The sequence below is a fragment of the Halalkalibacter hemicellulosilyticusJCM 9152 genome, assembly GCF_000513115.1.
GTDB lineage: Bacteria > Bacillota > Bacilli > Bacillales > Bacillaceae_D > Halalkalibacter > Halalkalibacter hemicellulosilyticus.
In genome coordinates this window covers 1-21,071 of record NZ_BAUU01000020.1, presented here as the reverse complement: position 1 = coordinate 21,071, position 21,071 = coordinate 1, and the positions used below count along the sequence as shown (strand labels likewise).

21 protein-coding genes, 1 pseudogene and 1 other annotated feature are annotated in these 21,071 nt (G+C 39.6%); of the genes and pseudogenes, 1 reads left to right on the top strand and 21 read right to left on the bottom strand.

Features of this window, described 5'->3' with window-relative positions; translation table 11 throughout:
• Window positions 1–100: 100 nt before the first annotated feature.
• The 17 genes from nusG to JCM9152_RS13240 all read right to left on the bottom strand — a co-directional run bounded on the left by nusG (window position 101) and on the right by JCM9152_RS13240 (window position 14,426).
• On the bottom strand, window positions 101–634 hold the full coding sequence (gene nusG / locus JCM9152_RS13315) for a transcription termination/antitermination protein NusG (protein ID WP_035345168.1): 534 nt from the start codon (window positions 632–634) through the stop codon (window positions 101–103).
• 255 nt (window positions 635–889) lie between these two features.
• A complete protein-coding gene (gene secE, locus JCM9152_RS13310; protein ID WP_173402078.1) occupies window positions 890–1,087 on the bottom strand; it encodes a preprotein translocase subunit SecE in 198 nt (65 codons plus the stop codon).
• Between the two features lie 123 nt (window positions 1,088–1,210).
• Window positions 1,211–1,360: a 50S ribosomal protein L33 gene (gene rpmG, locus JCM9152_RS21950; protein ID WP_081728048.1), complete on the bottom strand. Its 150-nt coding sequence runs from the start codon at window positions 1,358–1,360 to the stop codon at window positions 1,211–1,213.
• A gap of 224 nt (window positions 1,361–1,584) precedes the next feature.
• Complete coding sequence (locus tag JCM9152_RS13305; protein WP_035345357.1) at window positions 1,585–2,394, bottom strand: alpha/beta hydrolase; 810 nt, start codon at window positions 2,392–2,394, stop codon at window positions 1,585–1,587.
• A 129-nt stretch (window positions 2,395–2,523) separates the two neighbouring features.
• A complete protein-coding gene (sigH, locus tag JCM9152_RS13300) occupies window positions 2,524–3,174 on the bottom strand; it encodes an RNA polymerase sporulation sigma factor SigH (RefSeq protein ID WP_035345356.1) in 651 nt (216 codons plus the stop codon).
• A gap of 86 nt (window positions 3,175–3,260) precedes the next feature.
• Window positions 3,261–3,770, bottom strand: coding sequence for an NYN domain-containing protein (locus tag JCM9152_RS13295; RefSeq protein WP_035345161.1), 510 nt, complete (start codon window positions 3,768–3,770; stop codon window positions 3,261–3,263).
• Between the two features lie 4 nt (window positions 3,771–3,774).
• The gene (rlmB, locus tag JCM9152_RS13290) at window positions 3,775–4,524 is read right to left on the bottom strand and encodes a 23S rRNA (guanosine(2251)-2'-O)-methyltransferase RlmB (RefSeq protein ID WP_035345158.1); all 750 of its coding nucleotides are present in this window, start codon (window positions 4,522–4,524) and stop codon (window positions 3,775–3,777) included.
• A 3-nt stretch (window positions 4,525–4,527) separates the two neighbouring features.
• The gene (locus JCM9152_RS13285) at window positions 4,528–4,947 is read right to left on the bottom strand and encodes a Mini-ribonuclease 3 (RefSeq protein ID WP_035345156.1); all 420 of its coding nucleotides are present in this window, start codon (window positions 4,945–4,947) and stop codon (window positions 4,528–4,530) included.
• A 7-nt stretch (window positions 4,948–4,954) separates the two neighbouring features.
• The gene (cysS, locus tag JCM9152_RS13280; protein ID WP_035345153.1) at window positions 4,955–6,352 is read right to left on the bottom strand and encodes a cysteine--tRNA ligase; all 1,398 of its coding nucleotides are present in this window, start codon (window positions 6,350–6,352) and stop codon (window positions 4,955–4,957) included.
• An 18-nt stretch (window positions 6,353–6,370) separates the two neighbouring features.
• Window positions 6,371–7,009 (bottom strand): serine O-acetyltransferase, encoded by a 639-nt coding sequence (gene cysE / locus JCM9152_RS13275; RefSeq protein ID WP_035345354.1) that lies wholly within the window; start codon window positions 7,007–7,009, stop codon window positions 6,371–6,373.
• Window positions 7,010–7,094: 85 nt separating this feature from the next.
• Window positions 7,095–7,316 (bottom strand) — a binding site (T-box leader).
• Window positions 7,317–7,333: 17 nt separating this feature from the next.
• Entirely contained in the window at window positions 7,334–8,791 is a 1,458-nt protein-coding gene (gltX, locus tag JCM9152_RS13270; RefSeq protein WP_035345150.1) for a glutamate--tRNA ligase, read from the bottom strand.
• An 86-nt stretch (window positions 8,792–8,877) separates the two neighbouring features.
• On the bottom strand, window positions 8,878–9,348 hold the full coding sequence (gene ispF, locus JCM9152_RS13265; protein ID WP_035345147.1) for a 2-C-methyl-D-erythritol 2,4-cyclodiphosphate synthase: 471 nt from the start codon (window positions 9,346–9,348) through the stop codon (window positions 8,878–8,880).
• A complete protein-coding gene (ispD, locus tag JCM9152_RS13260) occupies window positions 9,345–10,034 on the bottom strand; it encodes a 2-C-methyl-D-erythritol 4-phosphate cytidylyltransferase (protein ID WP_035345353.1) in 690 nt (229 codons plus the stop codon). Before ispD ends, ispF begins: the two co-directional genes overlap by 4 nt.
• A gap of 259 nt (window positions 10,035–10,293) precedes the next feature.
• Window positions 10,294–11,382, bottom strand: a complete 1,089-nt coding sequence (locus tag JCM9152_RS13255; RefSeq protein ID WP_035345144.1) for a PIN/TRAM domain-containing protein — start codon at window positions 11,380–11,382, stop codon at window positions 10,294–10,296.
• A 107-nt stretch (window positions 11,383–11,489) separates the two neighbouring features.
• On the bottom strand, window positions 11,490–12,566 hold the full coding sequence (disA, locus tag JCM9152_RS13250) for a DNA integrity scanning diadenylate cyclase DisA (protein WP_035345141.1): 1,077 nt from the start codon (window positions 12,564–12,566) through the stop codon (window positions 11,490–11,492).
• 2 nt (window positions 12,567–12,568) lie between these two features.
• The gene (radA, locus tag JCM9152_RS13245; protein WP_035345138.1) at window positions 12,569–13,945 is read right to left on the bottom strand and encodes a DNA repair protein RadA; all 1,377 of its coding nucleotides are present in this window, start codon (window positions 13,943–13,945) and stop codon (window positions 12,569–12,571) included.
• A 211-nt stretch (window positions 13,946–14,156) separates the two neighbouring features.
• A complete protein-coding gene (locus JCM9152_RS13240; protein WP_035345135.1) occupies window positions 14,157–14,426 on the bottom strand; it encodes a hypothetical protein in 270 nt (89 codons plus the stop codon).
• Between the two features lie 180 nt (window positions 14,427–14,606).
• Between JCM9152_RS13240 and JCM9152_RS13235 the strand changes: the two genes are divergently transcribed.
• Window positions 14,607–15,500, top strand: coding sequence for a LysR family transcriptional regulator (locus JCM9152_RS13235; protein WP_035345132.1), 894 nt, complete (start codon window positions 14,607–14,609; stop codon window positions 15,498–15,500).
• A 473-nt stretch (window positions 15,501–15,973) separates the two neighbouring features.
• Here JCM9152_RS13235 and clpC read toward each other — a convergent pair whose 3' ends face one another.
• From clpC to JCM9152_RS13215, 4 genes and pseudogenes are all read right to left on the bottom strand, one after another.
• Window positions 15,974–18,415 (bottom strand): ATP-dependent protease ATP-binding subunit ClpC, encoded by a 2,442-nt coding sequence (gene clpC, locus JCM9152_RS13230; protein WP_035345351.1) that lies wholly within the window; start codon window positions 18,413–18,415, stop codon window positions 15,974–15,976.
• Window positions 18,416–18,438: 23 nt separating this feature from the next.
• A pseudogene (gene mcsB / locus JCM9152_RS13225) lies at window positions 18,439–19,511 on the bottom strand (protein-arginine kinase McsB).
• 3 nt (window positions 19,512–19,514) lie between these two features.
• On the bottom strand, window positions 19,515–20,048 hold the full coding sequence (gene mcsA, locus JCM9152_RS13220; protein ID WP_035345129.1) for a protein-arginine kinase activator protein McsA: 534 nt from the start codon (window positions 20,046–20,048) through the stop codon (window positions 19,515–19,517).
• 18 nt (window positions 20,049–20,066) lie between these two features.
• On the bottom strand, window positions 20,067–20,537 hold the full coding sequence (locus JCM9152_RS13215) for a CtsR family transcriptional regulator (RefSeq protein ID WP_035345126.1): 471 nt from the start codon (window positions 20,535–20,537) through the stop codon (window positions 20,067–20,069).
• Window positions 20,538–21,071 lie beyond the last annotated feature (534 nt).

The window sequence follows — 21,071 nt, the reverse complement described above, 5'->3', positions numbered from 1 at the left end:
TCAAAAAACGGATGCATTCATGCACCCGGTGGCTCATGTAATAAACCAATGTCAATCATGAAGATTTTATCACTTCCAGAGAAAGATATCAAGTTATTTCTTAAATCTTTTCAACTTGGTTAAATTCGAGCTCAACAGGCGTTTCGCGCCCAAACATATTTACATGAACTTTCAACTTCTGCTTATCGTCCTGAATTTCTTCAATGACCCCAATAAAGTTAGCAAAAGGACCTTCTTTGACTTTGACGGATTCCTTTAACTCAAAATCAACTTCTACTTTCGGTTGCTCAACACCCATTTGCTTCAAGATCACTTCCGCTTCCTCAGGTAGAAGCGCTGTTGGCTTTGAGCCAGCACCAGATGATCCAACAAACCCAGTCACTCCAGGTGTATTACGAACAACATACCATGAATCATCAGTCATAATCATTTCAACAATAACGTAGCCAGGAAAGACCTTTTTGGTAACTGTCTTACTCTTCCCATTTTTCGTTTCCGTTTCTTCCTCAACAGGAACAAGCACGCGGAAAATCTTGTCGGCCATTTCCATTGACTCGACACGCTTTTCTAAATTTGTCTTCACCTTATTTTCATAACCAGAGTACGTATGTACTACATACCAATTTTTCTCCACAGTTAATCGGACAATTGTGCCCTTCCCTCCTCTCTATTTTAGCAGTTTCACCAAAATCAACCAACATTAACCGAGGGCACTGAAAAAGTTTGGTTTAAACTTTTTTGGTACCCTTAAAGCAATGAGCGAAACCGTTACTTTTTTTAAAAGCCTGATACGAGTGGGTTTCTCGTATCAAGCGAGTAACGAGTGAAGCCATTGCTATTCAAATGAAAGGTATTGAAAAAGTCGACTTGTACTTTTTCAGTGGCTTCATTAACCGAGTAGGAGGCGAACTAGTTCAGAAATTCCTAAATCTACTACAAAGAAATAAATAGAAATAAAGATAACTGTACCAATAACAACCCACGTGTAGCGTGTTAATTCCTTACGCGTCGGCCAAGATACGCGCTTCATCTCTGCTACAACACCTCTAAAAAAGTTGCCAATTCCTTTCTTTTCTCCGTCAGCCATGACAGACACCTCCAGCACAATTCAATATAGACAAACGAGCCAAAATCTATTCGGACAAATAAAACAATCACTTGTCCATCAAACAGGCAGGTTCATTTCCGCTCATAAAAAAGAACCGCTCCATTACTTCGTCTCACGATGAAGGGTGTGCTCTTGACAAGTCTTACAGAACTTCCTCGCCTCAATGCGGTTTGGTTTGGTTTGCGTATTCTTTTGTGTTGTGTAATTTCTAGAATGACAATTCTCGCAAGCTAGTACAACCTTTGTTCGCACTTTGCACCATCACCTTCTGACATACATACTATTTTATTCTAGTATAAACAACCTACAATGTCAATTTACTAATTTGAAAGCGCTTAAATTAAGTGTTAATAGACCAAAAGCCTACACTACATAAATCTGTCAAATCAGGACGTCAATCACTCCTACAAAAAAAGAAGTGACAAAACCGCTATGATCGTTTGCCACTCCCATTCATATTCATTCTATCATATAGACTACAAGCCTCTAATCCAAACACCAGCCATATCAATCCAATTTGCAACTTCACCCTGAACTGTCGCTTGATTATTGTAAGCCTTTGTTTCTTCTGTCCCAAGCGATAGTCCGTGGATTCCTCGTGGATAAATATGCATCTCTAACGGAACTTGATACTTGAGCAAGGCTTGTGCAAACATGAAACTATTTTGAACAGGCACTGCTTCATCCGTATATGTATGCCATAAAAAAGTTGGCGGAGTATGTGCCGTAACATGATTTTCTAATGAAACTCGAGGTAAAAGTTCTTTATATTTATCTCCTAACAATGCGCGAAACGACCCTTTATGCGCATATTCTGTAGACGAAATAACAGGATAACTTAATAACAGGCCATTAGGTTTCAGTTCATCACTCGATACATCTAAAGATTCAGCGAGAAACGACTCCTTCCAAAATACACCTAAGCTCGCCGCTAAATGTCCGCCCGCGGAAAAGCCAGCAACAATAATTTTACTCGTGTCAACATTCCATTCTGTCGCGTTCTCCCTAATGAGGGCAACTGTTTTGGCCAATTCAAATAATGACGTTGGAAACGGAGCAGGTTTAACACTATATCTAAGGACACACGCATGAAAGCCCATTGCATTAAACTTAATAGCCACTGGTTCAGCCTCTCGATCTGAGGTACGTTCATAACTACCACCAGGGCAAACGATCACAATTGGCCGCTTTCTTTCTGGATCAATTTCCGGTGATTGGTTGAGAAAATATGTATATAAAGGCACTTCCGTATGCTTCGTTTGAATCGTGATCGTTTTATGGATCAAAAGGAACCGCTCCTTTTTTGTTCTTGAATTTTGAAAAGCATGATACGAATGGATTTCTCGTATCATGCGAGCAACTAGTGAACCCATTTTCAGTACCTTTCATTCGAGCAGTATCCTCTTTATAAAATCTTATGCAAGTGATACTCCTCTCAATTCAACATACCGTTCTAGCTTTCGCTTTACCCGTTGAAGAGCGTTATCAATCGATTTTACATGTCTATTTAAATCCACGGAAATCTCCTGATATGTTCGTCCATCTAAATAGAGCATAAGCACTTGTCTTTCTAGATCACTTAGCAATTCGCCCATCTTCAATTCAATATCTTGAAATTCTTCTTGATTAATTAATAGCTCTTCCGGATCTGTTACTTTCGTTCCACATATCACATCTAGTAATGTTCGGTCAGACTCCTCATCATATAGAGGCTTGTCCAGCGATACATATGAGTTTAATGGAATATGCTTCTGACGTGTAGCCGTCTTAATAGCTGTAATAATTTGCCTTGTAATGCATAACTCTGCAAACGCTTTAAAAGAAGACAATTTGTCCCCGTTAAAATCCCTTACAGCCTTATAGAGGCCTATCATCCCTTCTTGAACAATGTCCTCATGATCTGCACCAATGAGAAAATACGATCTAGCCTTTGCGCGAACAAAATTCTTATACTTATCAATTAAATATTCTAATGCTACACTATCACCATTTCGAACATATAAAACTAAAGCATCATCATCAATCTTGTCATAAATAGGCGTTACGTCTGTTCTTTGAAGGCTCATATCCACTTACAACCCCTCCGACCTCAGCTCTGATTGAAATTTTATAAACATTATATAGTACATATTTCCAGTCGGTCAACCTTTGTTTAGCGCTCTCGACGCCATTTTTCAAAAATTTCTAAAATTTCATCTTTTAATTGCAAGTTTGTCGAACGCTGTTGTTTTCGAGTATTTTGTACTTCTTTGTCAATCCCTTTCTCAGTTGACTCAATTTCAATTAGTAATTCACGGGCTGATTTTCGCAAGGCTCCACTACCAAATATTAATGATTGCTCAGTAAAATCAGAGGTCGCCACATGGATTCTTGTATCTATTCGCTTAAGCTGATGAACGAGCTTTTCAATACGCTCATCAGCCGTCTCATTTTTCCTTGTATAAATCACATCGACTCGAAAGTTATGATACGTCTTTCCAATCCCCTCAACCATATGCGCATCAAAAATAACGTAAACCTTAAATCCTGTAAATGCTTGATACTCAGCCATCATTTCCACAAGGCGATCACGTGCTAATTCAAAGTCTTTCTCTTTCATATCACGCAATTCGGGCCATGCACCAATCATGTTGTAGCCATCCACTAGTAAAATGTCTTTCATGTTATCACGTTCTTCCTAGCTCGTGGCGATTTCGATATACTTCGTACATGAGCAAACTTGCTGCAACAGATGCATTGAGTGAAGTAACTCGACCGACCATTGGAATTTGCACAAGAAAATCACACTTTTCCTTCACTAATCGACTAATCCCTTTGCCTTCACTACCAATGACTAATCCAATTGGCATATCAAACGCTGCTTGACGGTAATCCTCTTTCCCTTTTGCATCTGTTCCAACAAACCACAAACCCTGCTTTTTTAATTCTTCCATTGTCCGAGCAATATTGGTCACACGCACAACCGGAATATATTCAATCGCACCAGTAGATGCCTTTGCAACGGTTTGCGTTAATCCTACTGCCCGCCTTTTAGGAATAATCACTCCATGCGCTCCGACAGCATCTGCTGTCCTAAGGATTGAACCTAGATTATGCGGATCCTCTACTTCATCTAATATGAGGAAGAAAGGCTCCTGACCTTGTTCGTTGGCGCGTTTAAACAAATCATCAACCTCGGCGTATTCATAGGCAGCCACAGATGCAACGACACCCTGATGTTGTTCAACTTGAACAAGCTGATCTAACTTTCTCTTTGGTGCATTTTGAATTAAAACACCTTTTTCTTTTGCTAATTGGATAACCTTTGTCATTTGCCCCTTCTGTGACCCTTCTGCAATCCAAATTTTGTTTATGGCATGTCCAGACTTCAACGCTTCAATGATAGGGTTTTTCCCGTAAATGAATTCTTGACTCATCACCTAGCCTCCTTTCCTCTCGTTTTCGATAAAGTAAATGGCTTTTGTCATCATCTTATCTAGCCGTTCATTATTCCCCTGGAAATACAAAAATCCGAGCACCGCTTCGAACCCTGTCGAATAGCGATACGTGTTTAAATCGGTATTCTTCGGTATTGTACCAGATTTTGCATTACGACCTCTCTTAAAAACCGCCATTTCCTGCTCGGTTAGGAATTGCTCCTCGATAAGATAGCGTACAGCGTTCGCTTGTGCTTTAGCTGATACATATTTCGTCGCCTCTACGTGTAATTGATGTGGTCGAACCTTCCCCTTAGCGATGAGGAAATAGCGAACGTACATATCAAGTACGCTATCCCCCATATATGCTAAGGCCAAGGCATTTACTTGTGTCAAATCAATGGTTGGATCAATAATTTTCATAAATGGATTAGCCTCTCTTCCAACGAACCCCTTGAGGTGTATCCTCAAGAATAATCCCTTGTTCCTTTAATTGATCACGTATTTCGTCCGCTAACGAGAAGTCTTTTTCCTTTCTCGCTCTATTACGCTTTTCAATCAGCTTCTCAATTTCAGAATCTAACAGTTCACTTTGATCTTGTAAAGAGAGTCCTAATACATCAGCAAACTCCTTCAATTGCTCAAAAAAGCGTGAAAGAATTTCCTTGGACGTCTGTTCCTCACGTAAATATCGATTGGCTTCTTTAGCTAAATCAAACATTATTGAAATGGCGTTAGCACTATTAAAATCATCATCCATTTCTACTATAAAGCGTTGTTTCAGCTGATCAATTTTTTCAATCCAATTTCCTTGCTCCCCTAAATCAGCTGATTTGTCAAGACGGTGTTCAATAGCCGAAACAGCCGTTTTCAATCGTTCGAGACCATTTTTCGCGCCTTCAAGAAGCTCATCGCTAAAATTAATTGGACTTCGATAGTGTGCAGTGAGCATAAAAAAGCGAACAACTTCTGCCGAATGCTGTTGAATAATATCTTTTGCCAATACGAAGTTCCCTAATGATTTCGACATTTTCTCATTATCAATATTTATAAATCCATTATGGAGCCAATATTTTGCCATTGGCTTTTCCGTCAAAGCCTCAGATTGAGCAATCTCATTTTCATGGTGAGGGAATGTTAAATCTTGCCCCCCTGCATGTATATCAATCGTATCACCTAAATATTTTTTGACCATTGCTGAGCACTCAATATGCCAGCCAGGACGTCCGTTCCCCCACGGACTTTCCCAGGAAATCTCACCTTGCTTCGCCGCTTTCCACAAAACAAAGTCTAACGAGTCCTCTTTACGAGAGTCGACTTCAATTCTTGCACCTGAACGTAACTCTTCTAAAGGCTGAGCTGAAAGCTTCCCATAATCCTTAAATTTGCGTGTGCGAAAATAAACATCTCCATCAGCTTCATATGCATAACCTTTTTCAACAAGCCCTACAATAAAGGTTATAATTTCAGGCATCGTATCTGTCACTCGCGGATGGACATCAGCTTCTTTCACTCCAAGTGCACACGTATCATCATGGTAGGCAGCGATAAAACGATTAGCAACAGCAAAGACATCCTCTCCCATTTCCTTAGCAGCACGGATGATTTTATCATCAACATCTGTAAAATTGGAAATAAATTTAACATCATACCCGCGATATTCTAAATAGCGTCGTACCATATCATATACAATCGCCGGTCTGGCATTTCCAATATGAATGTAGTTATAAACCGTTGGCCCACAAACATACATTTTCACTTTACCTTCTTCTAACGGAACAAATCGCTCCTTTTTCTTCGTTAAGCTATTATAAAGATGTATTGACATCCTTCAGTTCCCTCCTTTTTACGAGTGCTCTTGTTGCTTCAAAGCAGCCTTCAATTCTTTTATTTCTTCTTCTAATTCCTTTAACTTATCAGCGATCGGGTCTGGAAGTTGATGATGATTTAAACCGTGTTCAATCTTGATTCCATCTTGAACAACAATCTTCCCTGGTATACCAACAACGGTAGAATTAGGAGGGACCTCCTTTAATACAACAGAGCCTGCACCTATTCGAGAATGCTGACCAATTGTAAACGAACCGAGCACCTTTGCACCTGAAGCAATTAAGACATGATCTTCTATCGTCGGGTGCCGCTTGCCCTTTTCCTTTCCAGTTCCACCGAGAGTCACCCCTTGGTAAATCGTAACATGATCGCCAATTTCACACGTTTCCCCTATCACTACGCCCATACCATGATCAATAAACACTCGTTGGCCAATAACAGCACCAGGATGAATTTCGATGCCTGTAAAAAATCGACTAACTTGTGAGATAAATCGTGCTAAAAAGAAGATACGTCGTTTCCAGAGCCAGTGAGCGAACCGATGAGACCAAATCGCATGTACACCGGAATAAGTGAATATGACTTCCATTCTACTTCTAGCTGCAGGATCCTGATCAAAAACGACATCAACATCATTAAGCAATGTTCGAATCATCCTCTTCAACTTCATCTCCCCCTTTCCGTTACTTCATTGTCTCTTTCTATCTATAAAAAGATAAGCGCCTCTGTGCTCGTCATAGCACAGAGGCGCTTTATTTACGCGGTTCCACTCTGTTTAACAGATCAAAATCTGTTATCTCTATGCGAATAACGCCGCAACACGCTCTTTCCTACACAGATATTCGTTCAGAAAGAGGCTCAAGGGTGCATGTTCAAAGGAAGTCTACCTAAACTACTTTCAGCTAATGTAGTTCTCTCTGTGAGGCTTTCTTCATTCTACTTTTCCCTCTCATCGCTTTTTTTATGATGATGTTCCATCTTATGCACGTAATTGCTCTAAACGTGCCAAAATAACGTCTTTTCCAATAAGCGCAATCGATTCTGGAAGGTCCCGACCGTGGGTTAAGCCTGTCGTTGCTACACGAATTGGCATAAACAGCTTCTTCCCTTTTTGTCCTGTTGCTTTCTGCGTTGCTTTAATCGCACTCTTCACTTCTTGCGCCGTAAAGTCCTCTAGCTGACTTAGCTCTTTTGCAAATTGAGCGAGTACCTCAGGAACTTGTTCTTCATCTAATACGACTTGTGCGTCTTCATTATACTCAATTTCCTTCTTAAAGAAAAGTTCCGTCAACTCAACAATTTCTGCTCCATATTGAAGCTGTTCTTGGTAAAGAGCAATAAGGTCTCTTGCCCAATTTCGTTGTTCCTCACTTAAATCAGCTGGAAGTCTACCTGCTTTAATTAAATGTGGTAATGATAAAGCAACAACCTCATCAAGATCAGCATCCTTTAAATATTGATTATTCATCCATGCTAATTTATCTGTATCGAATATCGCTGGAGCCTTTGATACTCGCTCTAATGTAAAGATTTCTTCTAGCTCCGCCAACGTAAAGATTTCTTCTTCTCCACCAGGAGACCAACCAAGCAGTGCCAAGAAATTGACTAATGCTTCTTGTTTATAACCTAAATCCTTATATTGTTCTACAAATTGAATAATGGATTCATCCCGCTTACTCATCTTCTGTCGGTCAGCATTTAAGATTAAAGATGCATGAGCAAAACGTGGCACCTCCCATCCAAACGCTTCATATAATAATACTTGTAGAGGTGTATTAGAAAGGTGTTCCTCCCCACGTATCACATGAGAAATTTTCATTAAATGATCATCAACTGTAACGGCAAAATTATACATCGGAATACCACCTTTTCGCGAAATGACAAAGTCCCCGATCCCATCGGACTCAAACGATACCTCCCCGCGTATCGCATCATCAATTTTGATGATTTGTCCTTCAGGCACACGGAAGCGAATGACTGGCTTTAATCCTTTTGCCTCATAGTCTTTACGCTGCTCCTCTGTTAAATCACGATCACGACCACTATACTTCGGCGTTTCTCCACGTGAGCGTTGCTCCTCACGCTCCGCCTCAAGCTCCTCTTCCGTCATATAACAATAATACGCCTTCCCATCCTTTAATAGCTGCTCAAGATAATCTTGATAAATATGAGTACGTTCCATACAGCTATAAGGACCATATTCCCCACCGACATCAATGCTTTCATCCCAATGAATGCCTAACCACTTCAAGCTTTCTAACAGCTTTTCTTTTGCATCCTCTACATTTCGTGCTTGGTCGGTATCTTCAATTCGTAAAATAAATTGTCCGCCTTGGCTTTTAGCAAATAAATAGTTAAAAAGGGCCGAACGTGCACCACCAATATGTAAATGTCCAGTTGGACTCGGAGCAAACCGTACTCTTACTTCGCTTCCCATCCTCATTATACCTCCTGTATTCGAGCCTCCGCTCTCATTCATTGTTCTATTTTAGCACCAATTACACTACATTGGTCAAGTTTTCGTTACTTAACTAATAAGATCACAGCCTGTGCAGCGATCCCTTCCCCTCGTCCTGTGAATCCTAGCTTCTCTGTTGTTGTTGCCTTTACATTCACTTGACTAACATCCGCTTCTAATAGTTCAGCAATACGGCCACGAATCTGTTCAATATAAGGGGACATTTTCGGTTTTTGTGCAATAATCGTACAATCAATATTCCCTAATTGATAGCCCCGTTGCTTCACAAGTTTCCATACGTCGATTAACAGTTTCGCAGAATCTGCATCTTTATAAGCCATATCTGTATCTGGGAAATGGCGGCCAATATCGCCCTCCCCTATAGCTCCAAGAGCCGCATCTGTAATCGTATGAAGTAATACATCTGCATCTGAATGACCAAGTAACCCTTGCTCATATGGAATTTCAATTCCTCCCAAAATAAGTGGTCTACCCTCCACTAACTGATGAACATCAAATCCTTGTCCTATTCTCATAAATGCCTCTCCCTTTCTTGTAAAATCGCCTCAGCAAAAAGTAAATCTTCGGGTGTTGTAAGCTTAATATTATGATAGTCACTTTCAACAATCACAACCTCGTGGCCAAGCCACTCAATTAAACTACAATCATCAGTTCCTAAGAAACCCTTTTCTTCCGCCTTCTCATGTGCTTGCTGCAATAATGCAACTTCAAACGCTTGAGGCGTTTGTACCGCCCATAGCTCACTTCGATTTAATGTCTCGACCACTCGATGGCGCAAAACCCTTTTTACTGTATCTTTAACAGCGACAGCCGTTGTTGCTGCTCCGCATTGCTTTGCTTGAGCAACAAGCTTCTGTAAGACATCTTTTCGTACAAATGGCCTCGCTCCGTCATGCACTAACACAATTCCTTTATGATGCAATTGATCTATTCCGTTCTTAACACTGTGCTGACGTTCCTTACCTCCTGCTACGATTTTACATGGCTTATTCATTTCAACTACTCCAACTAGTTTCTTCATAGCATCTATTTCATGTTCATTCACAACAAGAATCATCTCATTACATTGGTCATCATGAACAAACAAGCGAAGAGTATGAATCACAAGTGGTTCACCTCTTAACTCCAGCAGCATTTTATTTTTTCCTGCTTTCATTCTTTTCCCTTGCCCTGCCGCTACAATGACTACACTATATTTCATCTCACTCGCCCCTAACACATCCCAAATCGTTCTTATTTTAGCACGTTCCTCCTCGCAATCATAGAAGAGGCCACTGAAAAAGTGAAAATCGCACTTTTCCAGTGGCCTTTAAGTAATGTGCGTAGCCGTTGCCCGATTTTGAAAGCCTTGATATGAGTGGGTTTCTCATATCAAGCGCGCAACGAGCGGAGCCATTACTCTTCTTTGAATTACTAGAAACGACTTTTTAAGTGGCCAAAAACCGCCCTTTTTAAACCTCTTAAAGTGCTTTCTCAAGTACTTTAGGCTTCGCAAATATCATACGACCTGCACTTGTTTGCAACACACTTGTCACAACAACTTCAATGTCTTTACCGATATAATCACGACCACCTTCAACAACGATCATCGTTCCATCGTCTAAATAAGCAACACCTTGATGCTGCTCCTTACCATCTTTAATGACTTGAATCGTCAACTCTTCACCAGGTAACACAACTGGCTTAACTGCATTTGCTAAATCATTAATATTCAAGACGGATACACCTTGAAGCTCACATACTTTATTTAAATTAAAATCATTTGTTACGACCATACCAGATAGTAATTTAGCGAGCTTCACTAGCTTACTATCGACTTCAGCAATCTCCTCAAAGTCACCTTCATATATTTCAACTGCAATCGGTAATTCCTTTTGAATCTTATTCAAGATATCTAATCCTCTTCGACCTCTATTGCGCTTTAACACATCTGAAGAGTCGGCAATATGCTGAAGTTCTTCGAGCACAAAACCAGGAATCACTAATGTGCCTTCTAGAAACCCTGTCTTACAAATATCAGCAATGCGACCATCTATAATCACACTTGTATCTAATATTTTCAGGTGCTTTCCTTCTGCGCTAGCGTCTTCCTCTTTTTTCTTACCTAAATTCCTTGTAATTGTAAATAAATTAATAAGTTCATCACGCTTTTTAAAGCCAATTTGAAAGCCGAAATAACCGAGGAAAATCGTCACGAAAATCGGTAAGACCGTACTTACAAAAGGGAAATTAATAGCATTTAATGGAATTGTAATCAAGTAAGCAACAATTAATCCGATAATTAATCCCATCGATCCGAACAAGACATCTGTTACAGGCGCTTTAACGATCGCCTCTTCCATTAGCTTCATAAAATCAACAATATAATCAGCTAACCAAAACGTTAAGACATAGAATAAAACGGCTCCAATGACAGCACCTGCATATGGGTGCAATAACCAACTAGGCATTTCGCCCACATTTAAAATATGGATAAGATCTGGAATAAATAAAAATCCAATTGTTCCACCAGTAATCAAAAAGAAAAGCTGCACCATCCTTTTTAACATCCATATTCACCTCCTCCTACTAGTATAGACAAGATTTCCGTTTTAAAACCTATCAAACTGGATTTCACATAAATTATGAGAATTATTCCGCATTCGTATCATTATGTTTAAATATGTCGATCAATAAATAACTGCTCTTGAATTCGGTTTAATCCTTCCTTTATCATTTTCGCCCTCGGTTCCCCAATTCCTTCCACTTCATCTAATTCTTTCATGCTCGCGAACATAATATTTGATAAATTTCCATATTTATCAATTAAATTTTCAATAATAGGAGCAGGTAACCGTGGAATCCGATTTAAAATACGATATCCACGTGGGGCCAAAGAATATTCATGAATATTGACACTTTTCGGATATCCTAGCACTTTTACAATCGCATGTTCATCTAACAACTCTTCTGAATCTAGCTTCGATAACTCCTTCGAAACCTCTTCCACATCATCTACTTGCTCCTTCACATAATCCTTTAATAAAAGGAGTGTTTCCCTCTCGGTATTCCCTACTAGCTCATTTAATTGCATGGAGACAAGTCTACCTTCACTACCTAATTCATTGACATACTTAATAATTTCTCGTTTTATGCGTAATACCATTTGAATCCGATAAATAACTTGTGTCACCTCATGTAATGTCACCAGCTGTTCAAACTCAAGTGCTCCTAAATTAGTAACGCCTTGGTCGAGAACAACCTTATACTTCTCTAACGTCTGAATCGCTTGGTTAGCCTTTGTTAAAATGACCCCAATATCCCGTAATGAATAACGATAGTCGCCTTGGTAGAGTGTAATGACATTACGCCTTTGAGAAATCGATATAACTAAATGACCCGTTTGTTTCGCTACTCGCTGAGCTGTACGATGACGAATCCCTGTTTCATTTGATGAAATCGTATTGTTTGGCACTAATTGTGTATTTGCATATAAAATTTTCTTTGCATCTTCACTTATAATAATCGCACCATCCATTTTCGCCAGCTCATATAAATGAGCTGGTGAAAAATCCGAGTTAATGAAAAATCCCCCATCAACAATCGGAACCATCCCATTATTATAGCCTACAACAATCAGCCCACCTGTCTTAGCACGTAACACATTATCAATTCCTGAACGCAATGGCGTACCAGGTGCAACAAACTTCAATAAATTCTGAACAAACGCTTCTGTTTTCTGTGCTTCTGCCATAGCTATCCTCCTAGTCCGACTTCCAACGCCTCTTCTAGAGTTGGAACGCCTACAATCTGTATATTGCTTGGATAAGTCCAGCCTCCTAAATTCTTTTCAGGGATAATGGCCCGCTTAAAGCCAAGCTTCGCAGCCTCATTCACACGTTGCTCAATTCGTGAAACCCGTCTAATCTCACCTGTTAAACCGACCTCTCCGATGGCAACATCCATCGGATTCGTTACTTGATTACGGAAACTCGAAGCAATGCTTAATGCAATAGCTAAATCTATAGCCGGTTCATCTAATCTTATACCCCCTGCGACGTTTAGATAAGCATCTTGATTTTGAAGCAGGAGACCAACGCGTTTTTCAAGCACAGCCATAAGCAAGGATACACGGTTATGGTCAACTCCTGTAGCCATTCGCCGTGGGTTTCCGAAGCTTGTAGGGGATATAAGAGCTTGTAATTCCACTAAGACAGGTCTTGTTCCTTCCATTGAAGCTACTACAATCGACCCAGCAGCCCCATCCGACCTTTCTTCTAAAAAGATCTCAGAAGGATTTAACACTTCCTCTAAGCCACTTTCCTTCATTTCAAAAATCCCCATCTCATTCGTCGAACCAAAACGGTTCTTCACCGCTCGTAAAATTCGATATGTATGGTGACGCTCTCCTTCAAAGTACAAAACCGAATCTACCATATGCTCTAATAACTTTGGACCAGCAATCGACCCTTGTTTTGTTACGTGACCAACAATAAAGATCGCAATTCCCTTTGTTTTCGCAATGCGCATAAATGCTGCCGTACATTCTCTCACTTGTGCCACACTTCCGGGCGCAGATGTCACCTCTTCTTGGTAAACCGTTTGAATCGAGTCAATAATTACAAGTGTCGGCTCAACTTCATCGATAGCACGCTCAATAAACGATATATCCGTTTCAGCTAATACATACAGTTCGGAAGAAGACACACCTAATCGATCAGAACGCAACTTCGTTTGTTTAACAGATTCCTCACCAGAAATATATAGAACTCGTTGCTTGGCATCCGCAAGCTTCGAGCTTAACTGTAAAAGCAACGTTGATTTTCCAATACCAGGATCTCCACCAACTAAAACAAGTGATCCAGGCACGACACCACCACCAAGTACACGATCAAGCTCCAGCATTGTCGTACTAATACGAGCTTCTGTCTCACTTTTTACGGAAGTAATCGATTGCGGTTTTGAACCTGCCGTACTTGTTGACGTGACAAAGCTTCGACTTGTGCTTTTCGCACTTGGTTCAAACTCTTCGACCATTGTATTCCAGCCTTGACAGCCGGGACATTTCCCCATCCATTTCGCCGATTCATAACCACACTCTTGGCAAACAAATTTTGTTTTCTTTTTCGCCATGCCGTTCTCTCCTTTACGGTCACTTCCTCTTTATTGTAGCAAAGTTTTTAGAGAAAAACGACGGATCTCCCTCATGCTCAAATAGTCACTCTTTAGTCTATGTAAAAGATAAAAACATTACCAATTTTTTTATTCACGAAAACCTGTCTATGGGTAAAGAGAATCTAAACGCCCCAGCTCCAAAATTGGTGCTAAGGCGTTTAGATTTTTTTCAAAACATATAATACTTTGGCTTTAATCTTAAAAGATCATCCTCACTATCAGGACAAATCCGTTTAAATAAAGTAGAAAGTTCCTTTATCTCCTCTTTCTTTAAACAATAACTTTCTCCTTCACCTTTTTCTAAAAGATCTATCTCGATCAAAATATTCATGGACTTCTTATAACTTGCTAATCTAACTTTATTAAGAGTACCTTTTCTATTAACTTCTTCCAAAAGAAATATTACACCTTGTTTAACTGAAGCTGACTCCACACTCACGAATTCCACACTCCTTCACATTCATCATAACTTGTTCTATTACCTTACCGATCGACGATCTCGTTTCATTAGCTCTAGTTGAAATGCGCTATAGGTATATCCTATACTAGAATTATAAATCGTTAAAGCTGATTATTTCGTTTGAATCAATCGATATTTATGATTTATAAGGAGGGAAATATGGAAATCAAGCAATTAATAACGTTTATAGATGCTTCAGAAAGTTTAAACTTTACAAAAACAGCTAAGAAACTAAATTTTGCCCAATCGAGTGTGACAGCACAAATTAAAACACTGGAAAAAGAACTAGGAAGCCCGCTATTCGAACGTTTAGGAAAACGTATTATATTAACAGAAACTGGTAAGCTCTTTAAAGATTACGCAGAGAACATCGTGACACTCTCACATCAAGCAAAAATGGTTGTAGAAAATCATAGTAAGGTTTCTGGTACTCTTATCATCGGTGCTCAGGAAAGCCAGTGTACTTATCGTCTTCCCCCGATATTAAAAACATTCAAAAAGTCCTTTCCACAAGTAAAAATGGTCTTTAAACCGGTTCATTCTAATGAGGCTGGTAGAGATGACCTTATCCATGGAAAATTAGATATTGCATTTATTATGGATTCCCTTACTAAAAACAAAAATTTTACCATTATGCCTTTACTCAAAGAAGATTTAGTACTTATCGCGTCACCTGAGCATCAGATCGCTCATAAAGATTATGTTACACCTGAAGATCTCACAAAAGAAACATTGCTTCTTACTGAAACTGGATGCTCATACCGCAGTGCTCTAGAGGATCTCTTTTCCCTTTCAAAGCTTGATCCATTGGACAAAATTGAATTTGTTAGTATTGAAGCATTAAAACAGTGCATTGTCGCCGGATTAGGAGTAGCCCTCTTACCAAGAATGGCGGTCGAAAAAGAGCTCAATCAAGGAATCGTTTCGGAGATCATATGGAAAGGACAAGTGAGAAATATTTATACTCAGCTTGCATGGCATAACGATAAAACACTCTCCGCTCCTTTGTCTGCATTCATTGATATGACAAAAAAGCATTTCGGGATGACCTAAAGAGCTTTTCTTAATCAATAAAGTGAGTCTGGGACAAAACCCTCCTCTGAAATGAAAGCCAGTGAAATTTTTTTGGAGAGCTTCCGCATTGTCGCTCCATTGCGCTTCAGCCACTCGCTTTAGAGCCACAATCTTGTTGGTAATGCACCAAAAGCTGGTACTACGGCACACAGATATAAACAAAGAACTTTACGCAAAGGATTAGATTAAACGTTTCTTTGCCTAGCTGAAACAAAAGAATGGTTTGAGTTGCGCTGACAGATTGAAAAATTCCATACAAGCGATGTTAGTTTATGCTGTCATGAACTCCATAAAATTAGCCCTATGTCATTAAAGAAATACCTATCCTCAAATGTTGCCAACAGTAGATAGACGAAATAACGTCAAAAACGCCTTTGAGAAATTGATTCTCAAAGCGTTTGGTCTACGGTCTAACATCACTCTTTTAAGTGGCGTACTCTTCACTTTACTTATTACACCTGCACGTCTTCTTTTGTTTGAACAAACAGCTCATCATCTTTTACATCGATAATCGCTTTTTGTCCTTTTACAATTGTTCCTTTAAGAAGTTCTTCAGATAAGCGATCCTCGACTTGCTTTTGAAGTGCTCGTCGTAATGGGCGTGCTCCATATTCCGGATCATAGCCTAAGTCAGTAATCTTATCCTTTGCAGCTTCTGTTAATTCAAATTCAATTCCTTGCTCTTTCAAGCGTTTTTTCAACTGATCAGCCATTAACGTAATAATTTCACGAATATGCTTCTTCTCTAATGAGTGGAATACGATTAACTCATCAATACGGTTTAAGAACTCCGGACGGAAGCTACGTTTTAGCTCATCCATCACTTTGCTCTTCATATCAGAATACTCTTGATTATCACCATCAACGGCAAAACCTAAGAATTTATTTTTTCGTAATGTGCTTGCTCCAACGTTGGACGTCATGATAATAACCGTATTACGGAAATCCACTGAACGTCCTTTTGAATCTGTTAAACGCCCATCCTCTAATACTTGTAACAAAATATTAAAGACTTCTGGATGAGCCTTTTCAATTTCGTCAAGTAAGATAACGGAATAAGGCTTTCTACGTACCTTTTCCGTCAACTGACCGCCATCATCATGACCGACATACCCTGGTGGTGATCCGACTAAGCGGCTTGTCGCATGCTTTTCCATATATTCAGACATATCTACTCGAATAACAGAATCCTCATCACCGAATAATGTTTCCGCAACAGCTCGAGCTAGCTCTGTTTTACCTACACCTGTTGGCCCTAAGAAAATGAACGAACCAATTGGGCGTTTTGGATCCTTTAATCCAGCTCTTGCTCGGCGAATCGCTTTTGAAATTGAATCAACAGCTTCTTCCTGGCCAACGATACGTTCATGCAGGATTTCTTCCATCTTAAGTAGTCGATCTGCTTCCTCTTCAGCTAGTTTTGATACAGGAATTCCCGTCCAGCTTGCAACGACTTGGGCAATGTCATCCACTGTCACTTCCGTAGCTTCTTGACCTTGCTTCTTCTTCCATTCATTCTTCATTTCATCTAATTCTTCACGTAAACGTTGCTCTGAATCACGCAATGAAGCTGCTTTTTCAAACTCTTGGCTTTGAACAGCTGCATCCTTTTCCTTACGTGTTTCCTCTAAACGTTGCTCAAGCTCCTTTAAGTTTGGCGGGGCTGTATACGAACGAAGTCGTACCTTAGAACCTGCCTCATCAATTAAATCAATCGCCTTATCTGGTAAGAAACGATCTGAAATATAACGATCTGATAACTTAACTGCTTCTTCAATAGCACCATCTGTTATCGTCACGCGGTGGTGAGCCTCATATCGATCTCGCAACCCTTTTAAAATTTGAATAGACTCATCAAGTGTAGGTTCATTCACTTGAATAGGCTGAAAACGACGCTCAAGCGCTGCATCCTTTTCAATGTACTTACGATATTCATCTAATGTTGTTGCACCGATACATTGTAGTTCTCCACGAGCAAGGGATGGCTTTAAAATATTGGAAGCGTCGATCGCCCCTTCTGCGCCACCTGCCCCAATGAGAGTATGAAGCTCATCAATAAATAAAATGACATTTTGTGCTTGGCGAATTTCATCCATCACTTTTTTCAAACGATCTTCAAATTCTCCACGATATTTCGTACCTGCTACAACCGTCCCCATATCTAATGTCATAACGCGCTTCCCACGCAATGTTTCCGGGACTTCATTATTAATAATCGCTTGTGCTAACCCTTCTGCTATTGCCGTCTTACCTACACCTGGCTCCCCAATTAAGACAGGGTTATTCTTTGTTCGACGACTTAACACCTGAATCACACGCTCAATTTCTTTACTACGTCCAATCACTGGATCTAGTGATTCTTCCTTCGCAACTGCCGTTAAATCACGAGCTAAACTATCTAGTGTTGGTGTGTTAGCATGAGGGGCTCCACTTCCTTGTGACGAAGAGTTGTTCACTTCATTACTACCTAGTAATTGAAGAACTTGCTGACGCGCCTTATTTAAACTTACACCTAAATTATTTAAAACCCTAGCCGCGACACCTTCTCCTTCACGAATGAGTCCTAATAAAATATGCTCTGTTCCGACATAGGAATGGCCTAGTTTACGAGCCTCATCCATTGATAATTCAATTACTTTCTTCGCTCTTGGTGTATAATGGATCGTCTTAGACCCTTCTTGCCCTTTTCCAATTAACGATTCAACTTCTTTTTGGATTTTCTCCGATCCAAGCCCTAATGCTTGTAATGCTTTAGCAGCAATTCCTTCACCTTCGCGAATTAACCCTAATAAAATATGCTCTGTTCCAATGTTATTATGCCCTAATCGAACAGCTTCTTCTTGTGCTAATGCTAATACTTTCTGTGCTCTTTCTGTAAATCGTCCAAACATCATCATTCATTCACCTCCGAAAATAGTTACCCCATTTGTTCTTCTAGTTTTAAACGTTCACGAATTAAAGTGGCTCTTCGTTCGTCGCGTTGTTCCGGTGTTAACACCTCTTGTGCATATTGCTGTAAAAAACCAGGCTGTGTTAAAATCATTAACTCATTTAAAATATTACCTGATAGACCTTTTAACAAACCTAAATCAATTCCTAATCGGACGTTCGACAATCGTTGAGTAGCTTCCTTCGATTCAATCATACGGCTATGAGCTAAAATGCCAAAGGAACGATATACACGATCCTCTAATTGTAATTTAGACTGTTCAATTAACAATTGTCTAGCAACTCGCTCTTGTTGAATAAGTTGGGCCACAACCCCTTGCAAATCCTCGACAATATCCTGCTCTGATTTACCTAATGTTAATTGATTAGAAACTTGAAAGAGGTTACCTAAAGCTTCGCTACCTTCACCATAAATCCCTCTAACAACGAGTCCTAATTGATTAATTGCCGGTAAGATTCGATTTAATTGCTGTGTCATCGCTAATGCAGGTAAGTGCATCATGACCGATGCTCGTAAACCAGTCCCAACATTTGTAGGGCAGCTTGTTAAATAACCTCTTTTTTCATCAAAAGCATACGTTACACGCTTCTCTACCCAATCATCTATATTACTTGCCTTCTTTAACCCTTCATCTAATTGAAATCCTGGTAGAAGACATTGAATACGTAAATGATCTTCTTCATTAACCATTATACTGACAGATTGGTCACGATCTAATAACACCGCTCCGTGCTTAGCATGATCAGCAAGGTGGGGGCTAATTAAGTGCTTTTCCACTAGTACTCGCTTTTCATTAGCTTTCATATCATCTACATGAAACACTTCAAGTGGGCCAATCTCTCATAAGGACTTACTGTTAATGCCTCTCCTACATGTTTGATGACAGCATAGGATTCTTCCATAGTTGCTAATATTGGAAATTTATATTCTTCTATATTACGGGCGAGACGAATACGACTGCTTAAGACTATATCTGAATCCGGCCCGTCCTTTTTCATCCATGGACTTAGTGCCTCTGATATAAATTGTTCAAGCGACATCGATCATCCCCCCTTTTGCTCATTTTTTTCTTTTTCTAATGCACGTATTTGATCACGTATTTCGGCAGCTTTTTCAAATGCCTCATCATCAATATATCCCCTTAGCTCTTGCTTAAGTCCATCAATTTTCCTTTGTATTTGAATGCCTCCTCCAATCCGTTTAGGAATCTTCCCTGCATGTGTATGATTTCCACTGTGAACCCGTTTTAAGATTGGGTCTAGTTTTGAAGAGAAGCTCTTATAACAATGATCACAGCCAAATCGGCCGACTTTTGTAAACTGAACATAAGTCATCCCGCACTTTGAACATTTTAGATCCTCATGAGCTTTTGTTTGGCCATTATCACTTTGGACTGGTTGTTCAAAATGTAGCAATCCGGAAAGAAGCTGATGTATGGAAAAACTATTAGAACCAGGCGAGTACTCTCCTTTTTCCTTTGCGCATTTTTCGCAAATATGAAATTCTGTTTTTTCACCATTAATAATCTTCGCAAAGTGTAATGTTGCCTCACGTTGATTACATTCTTGACATAACACAAGACAGCCTCCTCTCCATTAATGTAATTCTTTGTATTTCAAACAATTAATCATTGATTTCAGCATATTTGCTCGGACTTCATCACGGTGCGCTATAGTCGATTGGTAATTAGATCTATCAACAACACTTAGCATTAAAAGACTTTCGCGCTTAGTAATGATCTGCTCCTCATACAACCTTATGATAATATTTTCAGCTGTATGTTGATCAATACGTTTTCCGATTAATTGAATCATATGTTCAAATAAGTCAAGTTGATTATGTGGACTAACTTTGACAATTCGTATATATCCACCTCCGCCTCTTTTACTTTCCACTTGATAGCCTTTTTCTAATGTAAATCGTGTTTGAATAACATAATTAATTTGTGAGGGGACACATTGAAATCTTTTGGCAATCTCACTTCTTTTTATTTCAAGTGGAGTTCCTCCACTTTTTTGAATGGTTGCTTTGAGATACTCTTCAATAATATCTGAAATATTTCGCATATGTTATCCCCCCTTTCTATAAATTAATTATTATTTGACTTTGACTATCTTTGACTTTAAACACATTATAATTACTTTATTTTGAAATTGCAACCCTAATGCTTTTAGTATACCCACTTTTTATAGGATCATTCCTAGTTACTAGGTTTTAAAAATAATAGATTTGTTACATTTTCACTTCAACCAATCATTCAAACAGAGCTCTTCTATGCCTTGTGCTTGAACATTTGTACACATAAAAAAGCACAACCCTACTAGATTGTACTTGTTCGCCCGGCAACGTCCTGGCTCTTGCTTCCTCTTCTACGGGGACGTTTCACTTGATGACACTCCTCGATGGCTTTCTTGGTGCTTCACGAAGAGGAACCATTCGTCTCACAGGGGGACACGTTGCTTCTCTTGGTGCTTCTTCACGATGATCCATCGGCTTTTTCGCAGATGACGCTGTTCCTCCCGGCACAGAGCTCCTCTGCGCCTCGTGCTTGACCATTTGTACACATAAAAAAGCACAACCCTACTAGATTGTACTTGTTC

What these genes read in the sequence shown, in the direction of transcription:
- secE (WP_173402078.1), bottom strand. Translation starts at nt 1,087, where the DNA reads ATGGCTGACGGAGAAAAGAAAGGAATTGGCAACTTTTTTAGAGGTGTT.
- sigH (WP_035345356.1), bottom strand. Translation starts at nt 3,174, where the DNA reads ATGAGCCTTCAAAGAACAGACGTAACGCCTATTTATGACAAGATTGAT.
- JCM9152_RS13295 (WP_035345161.1), bottom strand. Translation starts at nt 3,770, where the DNA reads ATGAAAGACATTTTACTAGTGGATGGCTACAACATGATTGGTGCATGG.
- rlmB (WP_035345158.1), bottom strand. Translation starts at nt 4,524, where the DNA reads ATGAGTCAAGAATTCATTTACGGGAAAAACCCTATCATTGAAGCGTTG.
- JCM9152_RS13285 (WP_035345156.1), bottom strand. Translation starts at nt 4,947, where the DNA reads ATGAAAATTATTGATCCAACCATTGATTTGACACAAGTAAATGCCTTG.
- cysS (WP_035345153.1), bottom strand. Translation starts at nt 6,352, where the DNA reads ATGTCAATACATCTTTATAATAGCTTAACGAAGAAAAAGGAGCGATTT.
- cysE (WP_035345354.1), bottom strand. Translation starts at nt 7,009, where the DNA reads ATGATTCGAACATTGCTTAATGATGTTGATGTCGTTTTTGATCAGGAT.
- gltX (WP_035345150.1), bottom strand. Translation starts at nt 8,791, where the DNA reads ATGGGAAGCGAAGTAAGAGTACGGTTTGCTCCGAGTCCAACTGGACAT.
- ispF (WP_035345147.1), bottom strand. Translation starts at nt 9,348, where the DNA reads ATGAGAATAGGACAAGGATTTGATGTTCATCAGTTAGTGGAGGGTAGA.
- ispD (WP_035345353.1), bottom strand. Translation starts at nt 10,034, where the DNA reads ATGAAATATAGTGTAGTCATTGTAGCGGCAGGGCAAGGGAAAAGAATG.
- JCM9152_RS13255 (WP_035345144.1), bottom strand. Translation starts at nt 11,382, where the DNA reads ATGTTAAAAAGGATGGTGCAGCTTTTCTTTTTGATTACTGGTGGAACA.
- disA (WP_035345141.1), bottom strand. Translation starts at nt 12,566, where the DNA reads ATGGCAGAAGCACAGAAAACAGAAGCGTTTGTTCAGAATTTATTGAAG.
- radA (WP_035345138.1), bottom strand. Translation starts at nt 13,945, where the DNA reads ATGGCGAAAAAGAAAACAAAATTTGTTTGCCAAGAGTGTGGTTATGAA.
- JCM9152_RS13235 (WP_035345132.1), top strand. Translation starts at nt 14,607, where the DNA reads ATGGAAATCAAGCAATTAATAACGTTTATAGATGCTTCAGAAAGTTTA.
- clpC (WP_035345351.1), bottom strand. Translation starts at nt 18,415, where the DNA reads ATGATGTTTGGACGATTTACAGAAAGAGCACAGAAAGTATTAGCATTA.
- JCM9152_RS13215 (WP_035345126.1), bottom strand. Translation starts at nt 20,537, where the DNA reads ATGCGAAATATTTCAGATATTATTGAAGAGTATCTCAAAGCAACCATT.